This window comes from Nostoc sp. (assembly GCF_036917355.1).
GTDB lineage: Bacteria > Cyanobacteriota > Cyanobacteriia > Cyanobacteriales > Nostocaceae > Nostoc.
The window spans coordinates 67,944-93,000 of sequence record NZ_JBALDP010000069.1 but is presented as its reverse complement, the minus strand read 5'-3'; the positions used below and the strand labels follow the sequence as shown (position 1 = coordinate 93,000).

Below are 25,057 nucleotides of genomic sequence, written 5' to 3'. Positions count from 1 at the left end.
AATACAGTAAATTTTCAGAAATTAGAGTTTATTTCTACTAATTTTTTCTGCCACACAGAGGAAAATTGAATGTCTAAATTAAGTCGGAGAGAACTTTTAATATTTCTTGCTGGCAGTGCTGGTGCTGCTATTCTGGGAGACAAACCTCTAAATAGTTTTGCTAGTGATGCAGTTGCAAAAACGCCCAGTATTAGCTTTACACCTGTACGCTTACCACATCCCCTACCAATTTATCAACAACAGAAAAATTTCTTGCCAACAGGAATTGGTCAGGGAGAAGTAGTTAATGTATCTGCGGATATTAAGTTAGGTAACTATAACGTTATTGATGATGTGATAGTGCCACCAGAGTACGAACGTTATGTAATTGTCAGTTGGGGCGATCGCGTATTTCCTAACAAAGATGATTATTTCGGCTACAACAACGATTTCACTGGGTTTATTCCCCTTGGGAAAACTAATGATGTCGGGTATTTATGGGTAAATCATGAATATATTAGTTTTCCATTTTCTACTTTAGTCATAGAAGATTCATCCGATCTGAAAGGACTGCCCGACGCATTTGAAAACGTCATTGGTTGGGCTTTACCCTCCAGCAGAAATATTGAAGTTGAAGGGGAATTTTTATATAATCAAGGCGGCTCAATCGTTCGTATCTCTTGCCAGAATAAAAATAAACGTTTTGCTGTAGTCAAAGATGCCAAAAATCGCCGCATTCATGGGTTATCTGGGTTAGGAATCAATAGCCAACGCAATGATGACTACAAAACTATCACAGCTTGGGGAAGTCGCAATCATCAAAAAGGTGACAAAAATTATTTAATCGGAACTGGCCCAGCTGCAAGCCAAGTTTTTAATCTCTCCTCTGATGAGTTGGGCAACAAAATTATTGGTACAGCTTTCAACTGTTCTGGCGGTAAAACTCCTTGGGGAACGATTTTATCTGCGGAAGAGAACTTCCAAAATAGCTTTACAGAAGGAGTCAAAGCTAATGGTACTCAGACAGAGTATACAGAGAAAACGATTGGCAAGGCTTTTGGATTAGTTGGCGAAAAATACGGCTGGATTGTAGAAATTGACCCCAAAAATCCGAAATTTCGTCCCCGCAAACACACTTCGTTGGGTCGTTTTCGCCATGAAAATGTTGCTCTGCGCGTTGAAAAAGGTAAGAAATTGGTTGCTTACTTGGGTGATGACAGACGTGGGGGACATACTTGGAAATTTGTCAGCGCAAACACTATTTCTTCACCCACCAGTAAAACTAACAGTAGCTTATGGGAAAGCGGTACATTGTATGTTGCCCGTTACAATCCAGACGGTACAGGTAAATGGATACCGTTACTTTTAACTACTGCTACCAATCCAATTACGCCGACAGTTCTATCTTCTGTAGAATTTGCTGCATTGCAGAAAGTACAAAAAGAAGGTCTTTTACCACTACCAAGACGCAATGGTATTGCAAGTGAAACCAAAGATGGTGGTACATTTAAATGCGATCGCACTAACGAAGCAAAAGCACTACCTGATTATCAAAATAAGAAACTCTCTGACTTCTACACTAGCCAAGGTGCTATTCTAAGCGATGCCTTTTTAGCTGCCAACTTAGTCGGGGGAACTCCTACAGCGCGTCCCGAAGATATAGAAGTGCATCCAACCACTAAAGAAGTATTTATTGCCTATACTGATGGTGCGCCGGGAAGTGATGGTTATCCTGATTCGCGGATTTTTCAAGTTGCTAAGTTAAGCACAGATGCCAAGGCTACTCAGCAATCAGGAGGACTGTACAAAATTATTGAAGATAGTGCCGATGCCACAGGTTTAACCTTCCGATGGCAGAGATTTGCCCAAGGTGGCGAAGCCGGTTCAGTTAATGGTGCTGGTTTTGCCAATGTTGACAATCTAGTTTTTGACAATCAGGGAAATGTTTGGGGTGTTACGGATATGTCTACCGACACTCACAACGGTTTTAATGTAGGTGCTGAAGGTAAGCAAACCAAAATCGATCATACAGTTAGTGGTAATGTTTCTGATTTTACCGGAGTATTCGGTAATAACTGGCTGTTTTATATCCCTACCAGTGGTGCAAATGCCGGACAGGTAATACCATTTGCTCATGGGCCAGTGCGTTGTGAGATGACCGGGCCAACTTTTGTCGGAAATACACTGATTATTTCAGTACAACATCCTGGTGAAGATTGTCCAATTAACGATGGCACAATGCTGAGTCGCAGCATTGAATTACTAGATTTGAATGGTAGTACATTCAATCAAACTCGGAGTTTACCTCGTGGCAGTAGTTGGCCGAGTAATATCTCAAAAACTGATGGTGGTAAGGAGCAAGCTACAGGTGTTCCCCGACCGTCTGTAATTGGTATCCGCCCGAAAAATTCTCGCAGTAAGTTTATTTAACCTGATATCTTGGATCATTTTTAATTGGCATCCTAGTCCACTAGTGGAATATGTTAGTAAAAATAAAATTACTTTAGTGTGGCAAGACCAAATTGATGCAAAAAAATTTGTAGGTAGGGTCGAAATATAAAACCCAACATCCTAACTAATAATCAGACATTGTTTCATTGTTGATTTCATCCTTTAGCTATTGGCTTCTATTGTCAAGAGTGTGTATTGTGCAATTATTCAGTGTTTACACTTACTTTTAAAATGTAATTTAAATAGTAAACAGTTGTGATAATCTACGAATAAATCCGTATTTTTTCTTTGTCACAGGCTATCAGAATGATTATAATTGACAGGCTGTATACATACTTTTATACAAAAGCCCTGTGCTATTACCACCTATAGATCAAATAATTCAAGCGATCGCCAGCATTGCTAGTCCATTTATCAAGGACAAAGTTCAGCGCGATGAGACTGTAATTAAGCTACTACAGCGATTTAAGCTTGACCCTGAGCATCCACCCAGCGATTTTACTGGTGTGTATGCTTACACCTTGGTAGAATACGGTACTGCTAAACCGAAGACTTGGCTTGAAATTTTCCGGCGAAAAGAAATAAAACATTCCTTCCGTAAAGCATTCGACCACAATAACCCTTCAATTCTCTTGTCTGAAGTTGATGCTTTTCTTGATACTTATGCAATAGATCATGAAATCCGCAATTTAGGGCTTGATGTTCGGCGAGAAGTAGCTGAATTCGCCACTGTTTTTATTGAGGTTGTCAAACGCAGCCGCACACCTGCGGATGTTTTGATGAGTCATCAACTTGGTTCTTTACACAAGCGAATTGCTGGCATTCAAGAACAACTTACCAGACTGACAAATTTAGAAGGAATCCGTACAGAAATAGCACGGTTAGCGACGGAGAATTATCCTGCGTTACCAGAGGCTTATGCTGCTACAGAAAATAATTGTCAAGCCATATCCCTCGCCCAACAAATGCGTGGCTGGTTTGAGACGTTGGGATATAGGTTTGAAAAGTATGAAGTTTGGCAAGATGGTTACTTTGAGTGGGTTGTAAATATCCAAATCTGGCGCAACGGATATCAGCGTTTTCTCATACGTGGGATTGCTGGAGAAGCAGGAATAAGCGATGTTATGGCTTTACGCCAGTCAGTAGAACAACAACGCACCGATGGTGGCTGGTTAGTAACAGCCCGTCGCATTTCACGGGCAGCGCGTGACGAGGTTAAAAAAGAGGAAAATCATAACTTGGGATGCTACACCTTTGATGAACTTTTAGCTCAGGATGCCGACTTCAGCGGATATCTCGATTGGCTAGAAGCTGAAGTGAAACGCAAAAAAATTGATACCAAATATGTGCCTCTTGCTTGTAACAAAGAAGAAATTGACCCAGTTACCAAGCGCCAGATAGCAGTTAGCCATTACGATGAGCAAGAAGGTTGGATTGATGGGTATATTGACCGTTGGCTTGATGACCCAGCCAAAGAGCATATTTCTATACTAGGTGAATTTGGGACTGGTAAGACTTGGTTTGCCTTGCACTACGCTTGGGTGACATTGCAACGTTATCGGGATGCTCAAAAACGGGGAACTGAACTCCCTCGCTTGCCTTTAGTAATTCCTCTGCGGGACTATGCCAAGGCAGTGAGTATCGAGTCCCTGTTTTCTGAGTTTTTCTTTCGCCAACACAAAATTCCAATACCGCACTATGATGCTTTTGTCCAACTCAACCTTATGGGTAAACTGCTGCTAATTTTCGATGGTTTTGACGAAATGGCAGCTAGAGTTGACCAACAGGAGATGATTAACAACTTCTGGGAGTTGGCGAAGGTAGTAGTTCCTGGTGCTAAAGTAATTCTCACTTGTCGCACGGAATATTTTCCGGAAGCAAAGGAAGTAAAGGCTTTGTTAAATGCAGAGTTACAAGCATCAACAGCAAATTTGACAGCTGACCAACCCCAGTTTGAAGTCTTGGAATTAGAGAAATTCAATAATGACCAAATACAGCAGATTTTGTCGTACTTTGCAGAAACTACTGTAGTCAAACGGATAATGCGTAACCCAAAATTATTAGACTTAGCCCGTCGTCCAGTGATGACTGAGTTAATTTTGGAGGCATTACCAGAGATTGAAGCAGATAAACCTGTGGATATGTCACGAGTTTACCTGTATGCAGTACGACGGAAGATGGAACAAGATATTAAGGCGGAGCGTACTTTTACTTCTCTAGCAGATAAACTCTATTTTTTATGTGAACTGTCTTGGGAAATGCTTTTTACCAACCAAATGAGCTTAAATTATCGGCTTTTCCCTGAGAGAATTAGGCGTTTATTTAGTTCCGTTGCTCAGGAACAGAATTTAGACTACTGGCATCATGACATGATGGGGCAGACAATGCTGATTCGTAATGTGGATGGTGATTATACTCCCTCACATAGATCACTATTAGAGTTTTTTGTCGCATATAAATTTGCGGCCGAGCTGGGAGTTTTAGCATCGGATTTTACAGAATTAGCACAAAAGCAATCTTGTTTGAATGAGAGCAAAATCCCTGAAAATTATACATGGTCTAGTTATTTTTTGCGTCAATTAGATGAGACTGAAAATTATTTTGAAATACCACCTTTAAGGGGATTTAGAAGGGAGCCATTGGAGAAATTGCGAGATACTTTTGGTAAAGTACCTTTGACAAAAGTTATGACGGATTTGCTGTTGTCGATGATTGATATCGAGACAAAGGAGACGATTATTGAACTGATTGAATCTACACGGGGAAAAAGTGAGGAGGAAGTCGGTTATGTTGGTGGCAATGCAGCAACACTGGTGGTGAAACTTGATAAGGTTGGGCTGAAAAGCAGAGACCTTTCACGTACCGTAGTTCTAGGTGCTGATTTCACTAAAGCCAGCCTATGTGGTGTCAATTTTACACAGGCGAATTTGGCTAATTCAGTTTTTGCTAAAATATTGGGTGCTGTTTGGGCAGTGGCTTTTAGCCCTGATGGGAAACTATTTGCAACAGGTGGTAGCAATGGTGTGGTTAGCTTGTGGGAAACTGCTAGTGGCAGAGAAATTTTGACTTATAAAGGTCATACTAATTGGATACGTTCCATAGCCTTTAGTCCAGATGGAGCAACCCTTGCTAGTGGTAGTGCTGACCACACGGTACGGTTGTGGGATATCAACACTGGTGAATGCCGCAACACTTTCGAGGGTCACATCAGTTTGGTAACTTCAGTCGCTTTTAACCCAAACGGGGCGATGCTTGCTAGTGGTAGTGATGACCAAACAATACGATTGTGGGATGTCAACACTGGTGAATGCCACGAACCTTTGCGGGGACACACCAGTTGGGTGCGTTCCATAGCTTTTAGTCCAGATGGAGTGATACTTGCAAGTGGTAGCGAAGACCGCACAATACTGTTATGGGATGTCAACAGTGGCAAAGAATACCGCGAACCTATGCAGGGACACACCAGTTGGGTGCATTCCGTGGCTTTCAGCCCAGATGGGGCGACCCTTGCTAGTGGTAGTGCTGACTACACAATACGGTTATGGGATATCAACACTGGTAAATACCGCATATTGGAGGGACACACTAATTGGGTAACTTCAGTCGCTTTCAGTCCAGATGGGGCGACCCTTGCTAGCGGTAGCCAAGACCACACGATGCGGTTGTGGGATGTCAATAGTGGCAAAGAATGCCGCGAACCTTTGCAGGGGCATACCAGTTGGGTGCGTTCCATAGCTTTTAGTCCAGATGGGGCGAGCGTTATTAGTGGTAGTGCTGACCACACGGTACGGTTGTGGGATATCAACACTGGTGAATGCCGCAACACTTTGTGGGGGTATATTAATAGGGTGACTTCAGTCGCTTTTAGTTCAGATGGGGCGACCCTTGCTAGTGGTAGCCAAGACCACATAGTGCGGTTGTGGGATGTCAATAGTGGCAAAGAATACCGCAAACCTTTGCAGGGACATATTGATAGTGTAACTTCGGTCGTTTTCAGCCCAAATAGGGCAATACTTGCAAGTGGTAGTGCTGATCGTACGGTGCGATTGTGGGATGTCAACAGTGGCAATTGCTTATACACTTTGCAGGAACATACAAATGCGGTGTATTGCGTAGCTTTCAGTCCAGATGGGGCGACTATTGCAAGTGGTAGTGAAGATCACACGGTGCGATTGTGGGATGTCAACAGTAGCAAATACCGCAACACTTTGCAAGGGCACACAAGTTGGGTATATTCAATTGCCTTCAGTCCAGATGGGGCGACCCTTGCTAGTGGTAGTCACGATAAAACTTTACGGTTGTGGGATATCAAGAGTGGTAAATGCCGCAATATCTTGGAGGGGCACACTAATAGAGTATATTCAATTGCCTTCAGTCCAGATGGGGCGACCATTGCTAGTAGTAGTTTCGATACAACTATACGGTTATGGGATGTCAAGAGTGGTAAATGCTGCAATATCTTGGAAGGGCATACCAAGAGTGTAAATTCAGTTGCCTTCAGTCCAGATGGGACGAACATTGCTAGTGGTAGTGAAGACTACACAGTCAGGTTATGGGATGTCAAAAGTGGCAGATGCTGCAACATATTGGAGGGGCATACCAAGAGTATAACTTCAGTGACTTTCAGTCCAGATGGAGCAATACTTGCTGGTGGCTCTATTGATTGCAAGGTTCAACTTTGGCACATTAAAGCAGAACACATGAAAACTTTAGAATATGAAAGACCCTACGATCACATGAACATCACAGGTGTTACAGGGCTAACCGAAGCAGAAATTGCCTCGCTCAAAGCATTAGGTGCAGTAGACACAAATAATTTAGGACTGCTATAGTTGCAAAAATCAGGCATGAAGATTTGCTTGTTCCTGCAACCACGGATCTACAGGTTGTCCATCTTTGCGGCGTAATTCAATTTCCACAACCATCACTTCTTTGGAACCAGGAGGTGCAGGTTTTTTATGGAAAATAATGTCATAATCTTCTGGATTATGTTTACGTTCTTTCAACCATTCTTGTACCTTGGTTGTGGCAAAAAATGATTGCCCTTGCTCAAACATTCGGGTAATCTGCAATTGCAGTGTGTAAGGATTTATGCGACCCATTTTCTACCGCCTTTGTTAAGTTAATTTGAGAACAAGTAATCTACTTACCGTAGATAATCTAATGTTAATGCGAAGTAACCACACATGACACTTCCCATACAGGTAGAACTTCTAGTTTCAACGCCCTGTTATCTGTAAAAACAAAGTCTGAACCCTGTTCGGTGGATGGTCTAACAAAGCCTCGATGCTTTCGCATTTAGTCTTCTACTGATTGATAAATTATTCTTTTTACTGCTTGACTTTCAACATCTTTAGCAGTAGTCACAGCGTACTAATATTACAGTGCGTACTTTACCAAAAAGTGTCATAAAGTTGACTACACTCTCTAACTAACGTTGTACGTACAGTAAGGAAGAGGAAACGAAGTAATTAAGCATTGCTCAGAATTTTACACTGCCTCTACAACATTTAACCACTTAATTCTGTTATAGATTGGAGAGAGGCAAGCCGCTTCAAAAACTGACCAACAGACTCAGATGGTTGTTATGCAGAGCAAAAATCAAGCTGTTTTCGCTTTAATTGTAAAAAGCACGATTGTATTTTTACCCTTATTGTTATCCGTTGGAATTGCCAGTGGACAATCTGCACCATCACCCAACCCAGCACTAACTCCGACTCCGGTGTTATCGAATTCAGAACGGGAAGAGTTAGCACGACTACGAGCAGAAAAACGAATTCAACAGCAAGTCCAATCTGATTTTAAGAGCACTTTTAGTCGCACAACTATTTTACTTGATGTTTGGCTAGTTATACTAAGTCTCTTTCCAGTCGCAGTCATTGCTTTGTTATGGCTGTTGCGACGGGTGATAATTCGGGAAATTGTTGATAGGGCAATGCAACAAGTCCAGGGAATGGAAAAATTACAAAATCAGCTAACCACAGTTAAACAAGAAGCTGAAAATGTTATTCAAGATGCAAAAAAAATAAATTATGAATTAGAACAGGAAAGGACTACTTTACAACAAAAAATTAAAAATGAACAAGAAAATGTATCTATTCTAATATCCGATCTAGATTTAGCTAAAGCGCAGGTATTAAGTAGATTAGAAGCGGAACTCACAAAATCTCAAGAAAATATAAAAAGTTTAGAGTCAAAATTTGCTTCGGGGTTATCTAAGTTAGAGTTTGATGCTCAACAACAAAAAGATATAGCACTGGAGAATTTAGGAAAATTGGCATCTGCGATCGCAGAAGAACTGTCTAAGTTAAAGTTAGGTGTGCAACAACAGCAAGAAGTAGGCGTTGCTGATTTAGAAATATCAAAGTCTGAGTTCATATCTCAATTTTCTAGATGGCAGTCTGATGCTCAACAAGAAAAAGATATAATTTTTGAGAGTTTAGCAAAGTTCCAGTCAGAATTTGTAGAAAAGTTATCTGAATTACAGGTTGATGCTCAAAAGCAAAAAGAGATTGCCGTTGACAGTTTAACTATATTTGAGCAGGAACTTAAATCTCAATTATCTGAACTACAGATAGATGCTCAAGAACAAAAAAATAAAATTATTGCAAGTTTAGAAATATTACAGTCAGAATTTAAATTTCAATTGTCTGAATTACAGTTAGATGCTCAAAAATCCAAAGAGCTAATCATTGAGAATTTAGAAAAATCTGGTTCTGAGTTTAGTTCGCAATTCTCGGAATTACAATGGAATGCTCAACAACAAAAAATTCTCATTTTAGAGAAGTTAGAAAGATTAGAAACTGAGTTTGTTTCTCAACTTTCGGAGTTACAATTGGATGCCCAAGAAAGAAAGGATCTGATTCTTCAAGAACTAACTGAAATTACGCCAGAATCGATTCTAGATGTGGTAAATTCTGAATTTGAACAAGAAATACAGGAACAGCCACAACAACCGGAATTCACTGCTGATGAGTATGTAAAACAGGGAGACGATCTGTTTTCTCAAAGGCGCTATGAAGATGCGATCGCAGCTTACAACCAAGCAGTGAAAATCCAACCTGATGAACCTCTGAGTTGGTTAAAACTTGGTCTAACTCTGGGAAGATTAAAACGCTACCAAGATGCGATCGCATCTTATGATAAAGCGATTGCGATTCAGCCAGATTATCATCAAGCTTGGTGCGATCGCGGCGTTGCTTTTGGAAACTTACAACAACATCAGCAAGCCTTTGCCTCCTTTGATCGAGCTACACAAATCAAACCTGACGATGCCGTTGCCTGGTTAAATCGCGGTCTTTCCCTAGTAGCATTAGAGCAATATGAAGAGGCAATCGTCTCCTTTGAGAAAGCGCTGGAATTCCAACCTAATTCTCCCAAAATCTGGGATAAACATGGTTATACATTGGTAAGATTGGGACGCGATGATGAAGCGATCGCTAGTTTTAACAAAGCCTTAGAAATTAAGCCAGATTATGCCAGTGCCTATTACAACAAAGCAGCCTGTTACGCACTACAAAGACAAGTTGACCGATCCCTGTTAACTTTACAACAAGCGATTGAACTCAATCCCAGGTATAAAGAAGACGCAGCAACTGACCTCGATTTTGATGATATTGCCGACGATGAGCGCTTTAAGCTGTTAGTTGCAGAATAAAAAGTTGTTTGTCATTTGTCGTCTGTCATTAATTATTCTCCCCGGTCACTGAGCGTAGCCGAAGTGCTGCTCCCCTGCTCCCCAGACATGGCTTTGAGTTTAGATGTGAAAGAATCAGAGCAATCGCTTGTTTCGGGGGTAAATTGCCCGATTGGGGCATGAATAGGAGCAGGTGGGAGCAGTTTTGGCTGTCGTTGATGATGGTTTTGTGATGGCGCAGGCGCTGGGCTTTCTTGTGAAGTTTGCCTCTGGCTGACAGCAGATAATCGCTCAAGGGTTGCCGAAGAGGTAAATTTCCCAGAAAGCGGAGACTTCAAGACAGTTTTATTGTCTCTATCTTTCTGCTTTGCTTCTTCTTCACTCAAAGATGTCTTTGGTTCATAACTTTTCAGTTGGAGAGTCGCTGTATTGCTGTGTTGATAGCCATTGCGAATCTTAGCTGGTGGTAATTGAGGACTCGTCACTTGCTCTAGAGTGGGTTTTCTCTTGGCTGGTGGTAGAGCTGGCGCAGCCGATGAGGTTAAGCTTTGGGGAAATTTGCTACAAATCATCCGTTCAAATTCCATGTTGAAATGATATGTAGCCTGATCCCGGCGCTGCCAAAATACTAAAATTTGCTGCACGGAAACGGCTTTATAACGACCTTGATATAGTGCCTCAATCACTGCCAGGTGTAGCCAATTAAGGGGATATTGCGTTTGCCAACGCTCAACTAGCTCATTGGCACTATACCCACTGAGATCGAAACTATAGTTAATTAATAAGGCGATCGCCAAGTTGGCAGAGGTGTCTGGAAGTGTTGTTAACATGGGGCTATTAGCTTTAGGCAATAGGTCTAAGATTTGTCACCCATCGCATATTAGCCTAGCGTGCTTTTAACTACATGGTTTATTTTTCCAAGAGTTGTCAAGCCAATAGGCAGTGTTCCTTATTCTACTTGTCAACTTCTAGAATGCAACCCCACATAGACTGATTTAATCGCAGATGTTCGCCCAATGGCGACTAATGCCTGATAAACCATCGCTGCAACTTCGGCACGTGTTGCCAAACGTAAAGGTGCAAGCACTTTCGGATCTGGATAGTTGACAACGATTTCCCGTTGTGTAGCAGTGGCAACGGCTGTTTGGGCGTAGTCGGGAATGGTATGACGATCGCTATATATTTCTAAAACATCGCGATCGACAGCTGGTAGTCCCAGTCCGTTTACTAAGGAGACAATCACCTGTAGCCGTTGTACACCTCGATCGGGGCGGAAAGTGCGATCGCTAAATCCGCCAACAAAACCACCGCTAGCCGCGATTTGGATAGCGCTATAAGCCCAAAAATCCTTGGGTACATCCGTAAAATCAGGTGTCGGGATTTTAGGAAATGGGTTAAAAGCGATCGCCACCAAAGCTGCATACTGGGCGCGAGTCATGGGTTTATCTGGCTGGTAGCTACCATTGGCAAACGCATAAGTTAAATCCATCCTCGCTAATGCCTGAATAAATGGTTCTGCCCAATGTCCGTTTAGTTCGGGAGAGGCGGGAAGGGGAGGGGGAGACAAGGGGACAAGGGGAAAAGGGGACAAGGGGGGTTTTTGAAGTGGGAATTCTGTCGAGGTATCAGAGGGACTGGTGTTAATCGTTACTCGATTAGTTGGGAGTAATTCTACCAAACCCTTGACTAGAGACGGATTTAATTGATTACCTACGAGAACTAGCTTTTGTGTAGTGGCATTATATAAATCAAATTCACTATGATCGCGAAAAATATTATCACCTGGATCTTCGGTATTACCTAAATCGGGGACTGCATTGCCATTGACTAATAAACCACCTTGAGTATTTTTAGCAATGAGATTTTGACGTAGCACAGGTTGGGCATTGCGAGAAAGTGCGATCGCTGTGCGATTTTCTGATAATTTATTATTGGCGATCTTTGGAGCGGCAAAGTCACTAATTGCTATGCCTAAAGGGTTTCTTTGAAATACATTCCGCCGTACCTCTCCCTGGCTATGACCTGCCATTATTAACCCACTAGCAGTATTTTGCACAAATACATTATCCAAAATTGCGGGTTTGGCAGTACCAGTGGTAAACACACCTTCCCGCCCACAGTTGCTCAGAGTATTGTTACTTAAAGTAGGTGCAGCCGATTCAATCCAGATACCAGTACCTTTAGCTGAGGGATTAGTGACAGTTACACCTAAAAGACTGGCATTATCTACTAAGAGCAGCGTAATATTTTGTATACCAAAACTGGGACTTTGAAATTCGCCACTCCCACAAATTACAATCCCTGCACCTTTGTTAGCTTCATTACCCACCACTGTCGCTCCTCTAGGGACGATTAGTGGAAACACCTCACCATTAGCGGCGTTGTAAGTCCCCGACTCCAGATGAATTATCGTCAGGATTTTGGTTACTTTTAAAGCACGGGTGAGGCTTTTAAAAGGACTCAACCGTGAACCAGTATTGGTATCATTCCCTGTCATAGGGTTGACATAGAGTGTGACAACGAGGGTAGAGTTCACCATTGATAGTTGAGAGTCAATTGTTTTAATTATGACAATCGTAAATAACACTACTTGTAGCAAACTTTTTCACAGTAATATCCTTGTGTATAGAAAATATATCCACCTGACTTTTTCTGACAAGCAGATCGTATGTACACAAAAGTTATAGACTCTTGTGCAACATTCCAAGTTCTCATCTCAATGGTATTGTTAGGGAATTGCAAAAAATAAATTATCCCAAATTATTTGTATATTTTTAGGGGCGCAATGCCTTGCGCCCCTACAATAGAATATTTGTTTAACTGGAAGTCCGTTAGCCGAAACAATCGCATTGTCAGCCGGAACAATGGCATTGTTAGTCGAAACAATGCCATTGCAACTCTAAAAAACTTCTGTGTAAGCTGTCGCGTCTGTGGAGAGGAGATTAAGCGAACCAGCGCGGTCTTCTCCCTTGGCGCTAGCCTCTTCTTTTGGGAGAAGAGGAGACTCCAAGAGCGTTAGCGAGTCTGCGAGCGTCTGGAGTCTTCCCAAGTAGAGCATCTGACGTGTGAAGTTCTTCGGGTTTAATTAAGTAATCAAACAAACATAGAATGAAGCCCAAGTTTCGAGTTTTAATCTCAGTGTTCCGAGGTACTATTTTGGTTAATGTATTGAGTCAGCAACCCAGAACCCTTGCTCTGTAAGAAAATGAGATTAAACATGCTCATCCAAAATAGTTCCTTCTATATTGGCTCCATCCAAATTGGCTCCGCTCAAATTTGTTTGGTTCAAATCTGCCTGAGTGAGATTTGCCTGGGATAAGTCGGCTACAGTTAAGTCTGCACCACTTAAATCTGCTCCATCTAGATTCGCCGCTATCAAGTTTGCTTCCTGCAAATCCGCCTCACTCAAGCTAGTTTCAATCAATTTAGCAACCGTCAAATCAGCGTGACTCAAATTAGCTCCATCCAAAGCTGCTCCATCCAAAATTGCTCCATCCAAAATTGCTCCGCTTAAGTTGCTACTACTGAGATCCGCATTGCTCAAATCTGCTCCATTTAAGTCTGCTTCAATCAAACTAGCGTGAGCTAAATTAGCGTGACTCAGATTAGCTCCATCTAAAATTGCTCGATCTAAAATTACGCCACTGAGATTGGCTTCCCTTAAGTTGGCCTCGCTCAAGTTAATACCAGTAAAGTCTCTGACACCTGCGGCATAGTTTTTCAGGAGTTGATCTGCTTTCATATCTGTCGCTGTGCTAAGGAACGTTTAATTGAGGCTATCCAGCTTACCCACACAGGCAGTAAATTCACAGCACGCGCAACTGAGAATCATTGTGGTGAATTAAACCAAAGTAAATTTTGAATAATCACTTCAATTTATATTAGCTATTCTTAACTACTGGCGCTACTACCTAGAGTTATGAGCTAATTTCATACTTAGGAGGGATGTTGCCCACCTGAAAAATTTCAGCATTAGTGCAAAGCGATCGCTATACTCAATTGTGTGTTCGTCTATAGCAGTCCTAAATCATTTGTGAGAAATTTTAGTCTGAGATGAGATTGTAACTGAAGATTAGGCTGTTATTTATATGCTTTGGCTTAAAAGTGCGATCGCTTCCGTCCGAGCGTAGGCGATCGCACTTTTTTACAAACACAACACAAAAATTTGATCGCTCATCAATTATTCAACTACCGAATGGTTAATTAAATAATCCCCCCATGAAATTGATAATTGGTTTCCAAAAGATACCAGTTAACACATAGGGAGCATATTGCAAAAGCGGTAAGCTTGGCTGCTTCGATGGCTTCAAGGGTAAGCAATCCAAGAGAAAAGGCACTATACAGGTGAGTGCATAAGCAGTTGCTAAGGCTATATACCATTCAGGAGCATCTCTTCCTATGGGGCTAGAATAAATACCCAACATAATGAAAGAGATCATTAAAAACTGCTCCCATAAAAACCAGGATTTGGGTGGTAGAAAATAAACTAACTGGAGAAAGCTGTTGTTGTCTATTTTTTGTCGCATTCCCAAAAGTACAGCCCAAGTTGCAGCCCCAACGATACCATCATCTTTTAGCCCATAAGTTCTTTGAAAGCGTTTAACGCCTCTTTCAGTTTCACGACTAAAATACCCGTCGGGTTCTTTTTTGAAAAATCCTTCTTCATTGAGAATAGTTTGCAGATCCTTAACAGCATCCTGTGATTTTGGAGACATACTTTTTTGATTACGATAAAGCCTTGGGTAGAAAAGGCAAGCCCAACTCAGTGGCCCAACGATTCCATCCACCTGAAGATTATTGGCTTTCTGAAAATTTATTACAGCCTCTTCTGTTTCTATGTCAAATTTACCAGTAGTATTTGAGAGAAAACCCTGAGCTTGCAGTCGCTCTTGCAGTTCATTGATCGATTCCTGTGCAGAGTTTGGTGAAAAATCTCGGTACAGTATGGGACGTTTATTGAATACACAGACTTGTTTTTCTTCTGGGAAATAACGCCGAGATTGTTTTAGTCTAAATAAGATACTTAACAACCTGAATGTTGTATCTTTCATAGTTTTGTTGAGTAAACAGTTTGGAGAAGTTTTATAAATTAGAAGCAGGCATTATCTGGAGTAACTCCCTACCTACTAAAGAAAAAAATCAATTTAGATACTAATATACGAATATTTACTATTAATAGCCAGTTGCAAAGTTAACAACATGTTAATGTTTTGTAAGTCAAATAGATTGATACAATATCTGAAAATTTTGTCCGTTAAAATGTTCGTAATACAACTAAAATGTTCGTAATACAACATTTAATCAAAGACTAATAGGGCGATATTTATGTCAGATGAGTCGGAGGGTGGGAATCTGTCTAAAACCTGGTATCAAAAGGTTTTACAAGACTGGGATATAGATCGTTTATTGACTGACTTGGAGTCTAGAATTCAAAAGCGATACAGACAAAATGCTAAGAAAGACCTGTTACTTGGGTTGCTGTGTGGGTATAGCTTGACAAAGATAAGTCAGGACTTGTACAGAGATCAAGCTGGTGTGAGAGTGGTATTGAGCAATATCTATCGAGATATTGAAACTTTGACAGGAGAACCAGACAACAGCGTGAGGTCAAGCAACCTTATTTGCATTCTAGAAAGACATGGATATCGCAAAGGTGTTGCTGTCCCCCACAATCTGCCATCACCAACATACACAGAATTTATTGGGCGCGAGGCAGATATGAAAAAGCTACTGGAACGCCTTTCGCCAAAGCATGGCGCTCACATGATTACAGTACATGGCATTGGTGGCGTAGGGAAAACGGCGCTGGTGTTAGCAGCTGCTTATCTGTGCTTAGAAGCTAGTAACGAAAACAGTTCTGATGCACCTAAATTTGATGCAATTATTTTCACTTCAGCCAAACAACAGGAACTGATTCCCGATATGATTTTGCAACGGCAGCAAGGACAGCGTAACCTGCGCGAGATTTTTCGGGTGATTGCCAATGCCTTAAACGACTCTACTATTATTCAATCTCCTCCCAACGATCAATTTGAGCGTGTACGCCAATGTCTTTCTAAACAGCGAACGCTTCTAATTGTGGACAATATGGAGACTATAGAGGACAGGGATGAGGTTATAGAATTTCTATACAATTTACCCATTTGCGTCAAAGTAGTAATTACTACCCGCGAACGAATTGCCCTGCTGCCAATCAGTCTGCGAAACTTGCCCCTGAATGATGGTTTGCAGTTGATTCAGCAACAAGCTGAAGAGAAAGGTATAACTATCCAAGATGCAGACTCTAGCTTGCTCTACGATCGCACTGGAGGAATCCCTCTCGCTATTGTCTACGCACTCGGTCAAGTTTCTAGTGGCTACTCTTTGAACTTCGTATTGGAGCAGTTATTAGCCTCCGCTACAGGCGATGTGGCTCGTTTTTGCTTTGAGAAATCAGTGCAAGGTATGAAGGGAGAGCCATCACATAAGTTACTCATGTCACTGGCGATTTTTCCTGACGCTCCTATCCAAGCTGCTGTGGCTGAAGTTGCTGGACTGACATCCGATCCTGATTCTGTCAATAATGGCTTGGTACGTTTGCAGCAACTCTCGTTAGTGAATCTGAACCCAGAGACTAAGCGATACGAGATGCTCTCTCTAACTCGTGAGTATGCCTTAGCACAATTAGCCGCTTACCCAGATTTTGAGAGGGAAGCACGGATGCGTTGGGTGAGATGGTATCTAGATTTTGCTTACAGTTACGGCGGAGAAGATTGGGAAAAATGGATACATTACAACAGGTTAAAGGAAGAGGAAGGAAATTTACGGGCAGTACTTTATTGGTGTAAAAACCAAGACCATTATGCAGAAATTAGGGATTTGTGGTTGCTCTTGAACCACTACGCCAATCTCTATGCTTATTGGGGCGATCGCCTCGATTGGTTGCAATGGCTGATAGAACAATCAGAACGACGTGGTGAATGGTCATCTTTAGTAAAATTCATGATCCGCAAAACCTGGCTGCTAATTCGGGAGTGTTCGCCCCAGAGTCTTACACAAGCAGACGAAATATTGCAGCGGGCATGGGTTTTACGCGACCGTGCAGATTCATGCGTTCAAGCTGACTTAGCCGAAAGTATGGCTAGACTGCGAATCAGACAGAATAATTATCCAGATGCGCGTCACTGGCTAATGGTAGAAGAAAAATTAGCGATCAATGCGAATCTAGACGAGCGACAGCACATCCGCTATTTTATTCCCGTTCTTTACCATCGGGCTGAAATCTTGTATTCAGAAGGGGAATATCTTTTAACCAAGAAACTATTTCAAGATGTGATGAAAAGTGCAGAAAAAATTAATTGGCATCGGGTGATTAATTCTGCTCAAAATTGGCTTGCTGATATTGCCATCGAACAAGGCGATCGCGATGAAGCTCAAAAGCTATTAATTCAAGGCTTAACTGTTGCCAAAAGCAGCAACAATAAACGGCGTCTAGCTCGTTATCAACGTTCTCTTGCGCGCTGGGAGAAAAAGTGGGGAAGTGTCCAAAAAGCTTGCCAATTATCCACTCAGGCTATTAATAGTTTTGAGCGTTTGGGAATGACAAGGGATGCAGAGGAGATGCAAACTTTACTAGATTGCCCATAATTATCTGCAAATATCGCATTTCCAGTTGTTTTCTAGTATGGCTGCTGCCCAAATTAGGCTATGGGCTATATCTCGCCGTCAGCGATCGCACTTCTAATTTTTTTGTATTTAACAAGATGCTTTATTTGTCAATAAAGTGTAATATAACTTAGTAATCATTGGGCGATCGCTATTCTTTTCGATCTAAGACTATTAATGCAGCAATCTGCTAAATATTAGCCTGGTTTCATCCCAAATTGTCCACCCAAAGACAGTAGATGAGGTTTTGTTCGAATAACTATAAGGGATGAAATAGCTCTGCATTCCAAAAAGTGAAAGAGGAACAGATTTTTATGACATTTGATTACGATTTGTTTGTCATTGGTGCTGGGCCTGGAGGATTGGCAGCAGCTAAAAAAGCAGCTAGTTATGGTGTACGTGTCGCCATTGCCGAACAAGAAGCCGTTGGTGGCACCTGTGTAAATCGCGGCTGCGTTCCAAAAAAGCTGATTGTCTACGCTGCTGACTTCGCCCTCAAAAATCAAATCGCACAAAGTTATGGGTGGAGTGACTGTCAAACATACTTTGACTGGACATTATTTATTAAGTCAGTACATCAGCATATTGACAAAGTTAACCAATCCTATTTTCAGCAATTGCAAAAAGCTGGAATTGAATTAATTTCCCAATATGCCAGTTTCATCGATGCCCATACTATCAATATTGATGGACGCAAAGTTACAGCAGACAAAATTTTAATTGCTGTGGGAGGGCAACCCCTTAAGCCCAATATCCCCGGTATAGAATACGCCATCACATCCCGCGAGATGTTCCAGTTACCCTATCTGCCGAAACGTTTAGCAATTATTGGCGGTGGCTACATTGGTGTGGAATTTTGCAGTATGATGCACGCTTTCGGTTGTGAGGTGACGGTGATTGAAAAAGACGAGATGATTTTATCGGGGTTTGATAATGACATTTGCTCTGCTGTACAACAGGGGTTAATTAAACGCGGAATTAAGTTTTTCACCAACAGCACTGTTCAAGAAATCAAATACTCAGACGAGGGTTTGTTGTTAACTATTACTGGTGAGAGCCAAGAAATAATTACAGCAGATACCATCTTAGTTGCCACAGGTTATGCTCCAAATACCAAGAATATAGGTTTGGAAAATGCCCATGTTGAACTTGGCGAACATGGTGCAATCAAAGTAGATGAATACAGCCGCACCAGTCAAGAAAATATTTTTGCTGTGGGTGACTGCACCAGCCGCGTGCAATTGACTCCAGTGGCGAAGGCAGAAGGTATTGCCTTTGCCGATACAGTTTTTGGGAACAAGGCGCAAAAACTGAATTATGATTATGTGCCCACTGCTGTTTTTTGCCGTCCAGAAGCGGCTAGTGTAGGGATGACGGAAGCGAAAGCACGGAAAAAATTTGGTGAATCTGTAGAATGCTACTGTACTCAATTCCAGCCACTGTTGTATCAGATGATCGAACAAAATGAGCCAAACATTATGAAGTTAGTGCTTAATGCTGATTCTGGACAAGTTTTAGGCGCTCACATGGTAGGAGAACATGCTGCAGATATCATTCAAAGCCTCGGCGTGGCAATTCGCAAAGGCATTACCAAGCAAGATTTCGATCAAACTATAGGCATTCACCCCACAACAGGAGAAGAATTTCTGTCGTTAAATTAAAATCATGTGCAGGACTGAGTGAAAAAGCCAAAAGCAGAGAAGGGGGAAATCCTTCTTCTCATCTGCCTATTTTCGTGCCTGATTATACTTTGATAAGTCCAAAAATTAATACTAGTTCAATTAATGATAGCAACGCATCCTTGGGTAAAGATGCGATGAATCGCGTCTCTACAAATGGTCTATTTGTCGCATTATTTTTTCAAATTAGTATAAATTATTCAACTTTTTGTATCCAATACAACTATCAGATTTTGCTTTGCCTACTTAAGAACAGCTTCCACAGCGATTGGAGATTTTTTTATTTGGAAGTCTCTTGTCCTTCTGAGTAAGATTTTGTGGGAATGCCTAAATCGTCTAAAGTATTCATTAATAAGTCATCTTCTGGGATATAGTGTCTGTGTTGGGAATTTACCAAATTGTCAAGATCCTTAAGAGCTTCGAGATCCTTAAGAGCTTCTGATGCAGACTGATATCGCTCTTTGAAGTCATCCAGCACCATTTTACTGAGAATCTTAGCTAGGGATTGGCTTACCTGAATGCGATCGCTCCATTTGATCTCCCCATCAGCATTTCTATCTAGCTCGCGGGGTGCTACACCAGTTAAGGCTTTAATTCCAACCATGCCAACTGCATAGATATCACTACTGTACTGTGGACGCCCAAAACATTGTTCGCTTGGTGCGTAACCCTGAGTACCAATACCAATGGTGAAAGGGGTTGACTCTTGACGATCTAGCTGTTTGATGCCGACTTCCTTAACGGCTCCAAAGTCAATCAATACCAGTTTTCCGTCTGAGTGTCGCCGGATGATATTACTAGGTTTAATATCTCGATGAATCACGTGGTTGTCATGGACAAATGTTAATGTTTGCAATAAGTCCTTGATAATTTTGATCGCGGCAATTTCTTCAATTGCTCTACCTGCTGGAAGTTCTTGATTTAAAGGATGACCAATTATCTGTTCTTGGACTAAATAAAATTCTTCATCTTCTTCAAAATACGCCAAAAGTTGCGGAATTTGAGCGTGCCTTCCCAATTTTTCTAATGTTTGTGCCTCTGAGTGAAATAAACGTCTGGCAAGTTGCAATCCTTCTGGTTTGGTGTTGGCTGGTTTTAATTGTTTGACAACACATCGCGGATTTCCAGGACGTTGGGTATCTTCGGCAATGTAGGTTTCACTAAATCCACCGGAACCGAGAACTTTGACAATTTTGTAGCGTCTCGCCAAAACTTTCCCAGATAAGGCTAAATCTCGTTGCTGAATTAGGTGTTGAAAGTCATCTTGTTGGCTGATAATCTCTTGAACAACAGGTGAAGTTTTATACTTCTGAAAAATGTCTACTAATTGGCGTTTTCTGATGCTTTCTCTGATGACTGAGGTTGCCAAATAGCAAACTCCGGTCATGGCGATCGCGATCGTTGGTACGCTAGTGGGAAAAATTAACTGGCCATAGACAAATAACCCATAGCTAATTCCTCCCCAAGCGCCAGACAGGGCGAGGCTATAGAAAAATCTATGGATACTACGCTTGCGTCTGCTAATCATCAAGGCTGCACTGCCCACTAGCATGAGCACAAACAAACCCTGCAATGGTAGACTCTTAATTCCTGGGGCGATCGCTTTGCCTGACATCAAAGTTGCGATCGCATTGGCGTGAATTTCCACGCCCGACATCGGTTCAGTGCTATTATTACCAGCAACTGGATAATAATCATTATGTAACTTATCTGTTGCACCAATTAGCACGATCTTGTCTTTGAACACCTTTCCCTGCTGTAAATAGGTGTTCCAGTTTTGTGGGTCGAGTACGTGCCAAAAAGGTTTTTGCTCAAACGTACCCGCAGGCCCCCAAAAATAAATGCGATCGCCCTTTGGTCGGGGATAATTTACTTGTGCTGCCTTCAGCGCGGCTTCATCAAAAGAGAGTCGCTTTTTGGTAAATAAATTATCTTCACCTAATAACTTGGGATACTCACTCGCTAATCGATGAACTTTTCCATCTATTTCTAAAGGAAAATTAACTGAGCCAATGGATACTGACCCTGTACGAAACATTTGTTGTGGGTCTGTTAGTTGCGTAAAAGACCCTTGGTGCGTCTGGGAATTTTCGTAGATGGCTGCTAAGGCAACTTTATTGCCATATTTTTGCAATACTGCCTGAAATTGGCGATCGTCTGCCACTCCATAACTGCTTGCTGTATCAAAAACTACATCTAATGCTACAGCGCGGGCACCTGCTTCGATTAATTTTGTTATTACCTGAGAGTATGCGGCCCGTTTAAAAGGATAAGATTTCAGTGTTTCTAAGTAGGCATACTGTTTCGGATCGGTTTTATAGTACTGTTCGGGAACCGATATTGACTGATCGTCTATTGCTAAAATTACAATGTTTTCTGGAGGCATAATCGGCCCGCGCAGTTGAAAAAAGCCAGAAAGCACCTGATTTTCCATCAATTGAACCAATTCTCCACCAGAAGCGCTCAATAGTGCGCCCCCAATTGCCCAAGTACCTGCCAGTAGATGACCTAAGCGAACCATCCACCGGGAGTGGCGAGCAGATGCTGTTGAAGTCACTTTTGTTGGTTTACTTGACAGTCTATTGGCAGTAGAGACATAGTTTTTAGTTAAGGTAGATGTAGGTTCTTCTGCCATATCGTGTTACTGATTGATTTTAGTCCAACACTTTTATTTATTCAGACCGCATTTTAGTGTAAGCACATTGAAATAAGACTTAAATGATAATCTTATACATTTGTAAAGTATCTTCTATTCATCAACAAATTTTTATTGGCAGAGCCAGCCCCTAATAAATTCTTACTCAACCACTACTTAATTTATTCTTTTTCTGTTGAATGAGTTACAAGTAGTGATTGTCTCATAGATCGGAGCCGGATATACTCTACCTGTGAATTTGGTTGTGGCAAGATTTTACCCTTACCTAACCAACAACTACGTTACTAACTGGGTGCTATACCAGAAGCAGTCCCAAGGCTGTCTTCTGTCTCTGGTGCAATGTTGGTAATCTCCAGAAAGCGTGTTCTGATACTGACAGTTTTACCGAAAGATAGGCATTCATTTATATCTTACCTTAAGCCTATGTTATACCTCTTTAGGAGTAAACTTTAGTGTTATGCAGCGATGAATGCTGTTACTGGGTCAATTTTATGGGTAGATTTTGATGCCGAGTGGCTCTTGCAGTGCTGGAGGTGAATCAGGTTAACACCCAGGATCTCAACTTCAATATTGCAGGCGTTTTTATGTCTTGAAAGAGGTAGGATAAAAGCTATAGATAAAGAACTACGTTATAGATATTAGCAAACAAGGCATTTGAAAATTGCTATAATCTATTGTTCCATCTAAATTCATATATATTATTAGGTGTAAATTTGTATGGGTTCTCCAATGAATCGTCTGTCTATTTTTGTAGATGGAAACAATATGTTCTATGCTCAACAAAAAAATGGCTGGTTTTTTGACCCGCGACGAGTCTTAGAATACTTCAAACATGAGCAATCAGAAACAACTTTAATTAATGCCTTCTGGTACACTGGCTTAAAAGATCCACAAGACCAGCGAGGTTTCAGAGACGCTTTAATTAGTCTAGGATATACAGTACGAACTAAAATTCTGAAAGAATATTATGATGATACGTCCGGTCGTTACTCGCAAAAAGCGAATTTAGATATTGAAATTGTTGTAGATATGTTTAATACAGTAGACCAGTATGACCGAGTAGTATTATTCAGTGGTGATGGAGATTTTGAAAGAGCAATCGAACTATTACGCTCAAAAAATACACATATTACGGTAGTATCAACTGAAGGAATGATTGCTAGAGAACTACGCAATGCTACTGATAGATATATAGATTTAAATGATATCAGAGATCAAATAGAAAAAACTGAAGGTTAGTAGCTTTAACAATTATTTACAAAAATAAGAGTAAAAGAAAAACTAGGGTTGAAGATATATTAAGCCAAAAGTAAACACTAAACACCAAACACCAAACGGCAAATGACAAACAAAACAGATCGAATCATCATTTTTGATACAACATTGCGAGATGGAGAGCAGTGTCCGGGAGCGACTTTGAATATAGACGAAAAGCTAGTTATTGCCAAGCAATTAGCGCGTCTAGGTGTAGATGTAATTGAAGCAGGCTTTGCCTTTGCTAGTCCTGGAGATTTTGAAGCAGTCAAGAAAATTGCTCAAATTGTCGGGACAGAAAATGGCCCGGTAATTTGTAGTTTGGCAAGAGCGATTAAAGCAGATATTGAAGCGGCTGCGGAAGCATTAAAACCAGCAGTTAATGCCAGAATTCACACATTTATTTCGACTTCTGATATTCATTTAGAGTATCAATTGCGAAAGTCACGGGCAGAAGTGCTAGCGATCGCCGAAGAAATGGTAGCTTATGCTAAATCCTTCATGACAGATGTCGAATTTTCGCCGATGGATGCGGCTCGTACCGATCCAGAATTTCTGTACCAAGTGTTAGAGCGAACGATCGCAGCTGGTGCAACAACAGTTAACATCCCCGATACTGTTGGTTACACAACTCCTAGCGAATTTGGAGCAATGATTAAGGGCATTATCGAAAATGTCCCCAACATCGACCAAGCGATTATTTCCGTTCACGGTCACAATGATTTAGGCTTGGCAGTTGCTAACTTCTTAGAAGCCGTAAAAAACGGCGCACGGCAACTAGAATGTACCATCAATGGCATTGGCGAACGTGCCGGCAATGCATCACTAGAAGAATTAGTAATGGCGTTGCACGTGCGGCGGCAATATTTTAACCCTTATCTCGGCAGACCAGAAGGTTCTCAAGAATCGCTGACAAATATCGACACCCGACAAATTTATAAAACCTCACGCTTAGTTTCTAATTTAACGGGAATGTTGGTACAACCAAATAAAGCGATTGTGGGGGCGAATGCCTTTGCCCATGAGTCTGGAATTCACCAAGATGGTGTGTTAAAAAACAAACTCACTTACGAAATTATGGATGCCCAATTGATTGGCTTAACAGACAATCAAATAGTTTTGGGCAAACATTCAGGGAGAAATGCTTTCCGTACTCGGTTGAAAGAATTGGGCTTTGAACTGTCGGATACTGAATTAAATAAAGCCTTCGTTAGATTCAAAGAAGTAGCAGATAAAAAGAAAGATATTTCTGATTGGGACTTGGAAGCGATCGTTAATGATGAAATCCAACAAGCACCCGATTTGTTCCGGGTAGAGTTGGTGCAAGTTTCCTGCGGTAGCAACGCCCGCCCTACTGCTACAGTTACCCTGCGTACCCCAGAAGGTGAAGAATTAACCGATGCTGCGATCGGTACTGGGCCAGTGGATGCAGTTTACAAAGCCATCAACCGTGTGGTGAATGTACCCAACCAGTTGATTGAGTTTTCTGTGCAGTCAGTAACAGGCGGTATTGATGCCCTTGGCGAAGTGACGATTCGTTTACGTTATGAATCTAAAGTCTTTTCTGGTCATGCAGCGAACACAGATATCATCGTGGCATCCGCACAAGCTTATGTAAATGCGTTGAATAGGTTGTATGCATCTTTGCAAACTCAAGAAAAGCCAGAGGAAGTAACTGCACAGAAAGTCTGAGATCGGAATCTGTGAAACTGCCAGTTTTTAGCTGATGCTAACAAACTCCTCTCCAACTTTGGGGAG

13 protein-coding genes are annotated in these 25,057 nt (G+C 41.5%); 7 read left to right on the top strand and 6 right to left on the bottom strand.

Annotation, left to right across the window (positions count from 1 at the left end; translation table 11 throughout):
- The first annotated feature begins 69 nt into the window (after positions 1-69).
- Positions 70-2,409, top strand: coding sequence for a PhoX family protein (locus tag V7K53_RS22385; RefSeq protein ID WP_335199749.1), 2,340 nt, complete (start codon positions 70-72; stop codon positions 2,407-2,409).
- Between the two features lie 374 nt (positions 2,410-2,783).
- Positions 2,784-7,262, top strand: a complete 4,479-nt coding sequence (locus V7K53_RS22380; RefSeq protein WP_335199747.1) for an NACHT domain-containing protein — start codon at positions 2,784-2,786, stop codon at positions 7,260-7,262.
- 9 nt (positions 7,263-7,271) lie between these two features.
- Here the strand turns inward: V7K53_RS22380 and V7K53_RS22375 are convergent, their stop codons facing one another.
- Positions 7,272-7,532 (bottom strand): hypothetical protein, encoded by a 261-nt coding sequence (locus tag V7K53_RS22375; protein WP_194043036.1) that lies wholly within the window; start codon positions 7,530-7,532, stop codon positions 7,272-7,274.
- Positions 7,533-8,017: 485 nt separating this feature from the next.
- Between V7K53_RS22375 and V7K53_RS22370 the strand changes: the two genes are divergently transcribed.
- A complete protein-coding gene (locus V7K53_RS22370; RefSeq protein ID WP_335199745.1) occupies positions 8,018-10,087 on the top strand; it encodes a tetratricopeptide repeat protein in 2,070 nt (689 codons plus the stop codon).
- Between the two features lie 32 nt (positions 10,088-10,119).
- Here V7K53_RS22370 and V7K53_RS22365 read toward each other — a convergent pair whose 3' ends face one another.
- The 4 genes from V7K53_RS22365 to V7K53_RS22350 form a co-directional block, all read right to left on the bottom strand.
- Positions 10,120-10,896, bottom strand: coding sequence for a hypothetical protein (locus V7K53_RS22365; protein WP_335199743.1), 777 nt, complete (start codon positions 10,894-10,896; stop codon positions 10,120-10,122).
- A 131-nt stretch (positions 10,897-11,027) separates the two neighbouring features.
- Complete coding sequence (locus tag V7K53_RS22360; RefSeq protein ID WP_335199741.1) at positions 11,028-12,605, bottom strand: DUF1565 domain-containing protein; 1,578 nt, start codon at positions 12,603-12,605, stop codon at positions 11,028-11,030.
- 672 nt (positions 12,606-13,277) lie between these two features.
- Entirely contained in the window at positions 13,278-13,808 is a 531-nt protein-coding gene (locus V7K53_RS22355; RefSeq protein WP_335199740.1) for a pentapeptide repeat-containing protein, read from the bottom strand.
- A gap of 457 nt (positions 13,809-14,265) precedes the next feature.
- Complete coding sequence (locus V7K53_RS22350) at positions 14,266-15,117, bottom strand: peptidoglycan-binding domain-containing protein (RefSeq protein ID WP_335199739.1); 852 nt, start codon at positions 15,115-15,117, stop codon at positions 14,266-14,268.
- A gap of 274 nt (positions 15,118-15,391) precedes the next feature.
- Between V7K53_RS22350 and V7K53_RS22345 the strand changes: the two genes are divergently transcribed.
- Complete coding sequence (locus V7K53_RS22345; protein ID WP_335199738.1) at positions 15,392-17,692, top strand: tetratricopeptide repeat protein; 2,301 nt, start codon at positions 15,392-15,394, stop codon at positions 17,690-17,692.
- Between the two features lie 332 nt (positions 17,693-18,024).
- Complete coding sequence (gene gorA, locus V7K53_RS22340; RefSeq protein ID WP_335199737.1) at positions 18,025-19,371, top strand: glutathione-disulfide reductase; 1,347 nt, start codon at positions 18,025-18,027, stop codon at positions 19,369-19,371.
- Positions 19,372-19,669: 298 nt separating this feature from the next.
- Here the strand turns inward: gorA and V7K53_RS22335 are convergent, their stop codons facing one another.
- Complete coding sequence (locus V7K53_RS22335; RefSeq protein WP_335199736.1) at positions 19,670-22,024, bottom strand: CHASE2 domain-containing serine/threonine-protein kinase; 2,355 nt, start codon at positions 22,022-22,024, stop codon at positions 19,670-19,672.
- Between the two features lie 738 nt (positions 22,025-22,762).
- Between V7K53_RS22335 and V7K53_RS22330 the strand changes: the two genes are divergently transcribed.
- Together V7K53_RS22330 and V7K53_RS22325 are read left to right on the top strand one after the other, a co-directional pair.
- Positions 22,763-23,284 (top strand): LabA-like NYN domain-containing protein, encoded by a 522-nt coding sequence (locus tag V7K53_RS22330; RefSeq protein ID WP_041565194.1) that lies wholly within the window; start codon positions 22,763-22,765, stop codon positions 23,282-23,284.
- Positions 23,285-23,386: 102 nt separating this feature from the next.
- The gene (locus V7K53_RS22325; protein WP_335199734.1) at positions 23,387-24,991 is read left to right on the top strand and encodes a 2-isopropylmalate synthase; all 1,605 of its coding nucleotides are present in this window, start codon (positions 23,387-23,389) and stop codon (positions 24,989-24,991) included.
- The last annotated feature ends 66 nt before the right edge of the window (positions 24,992-25,057 follow it).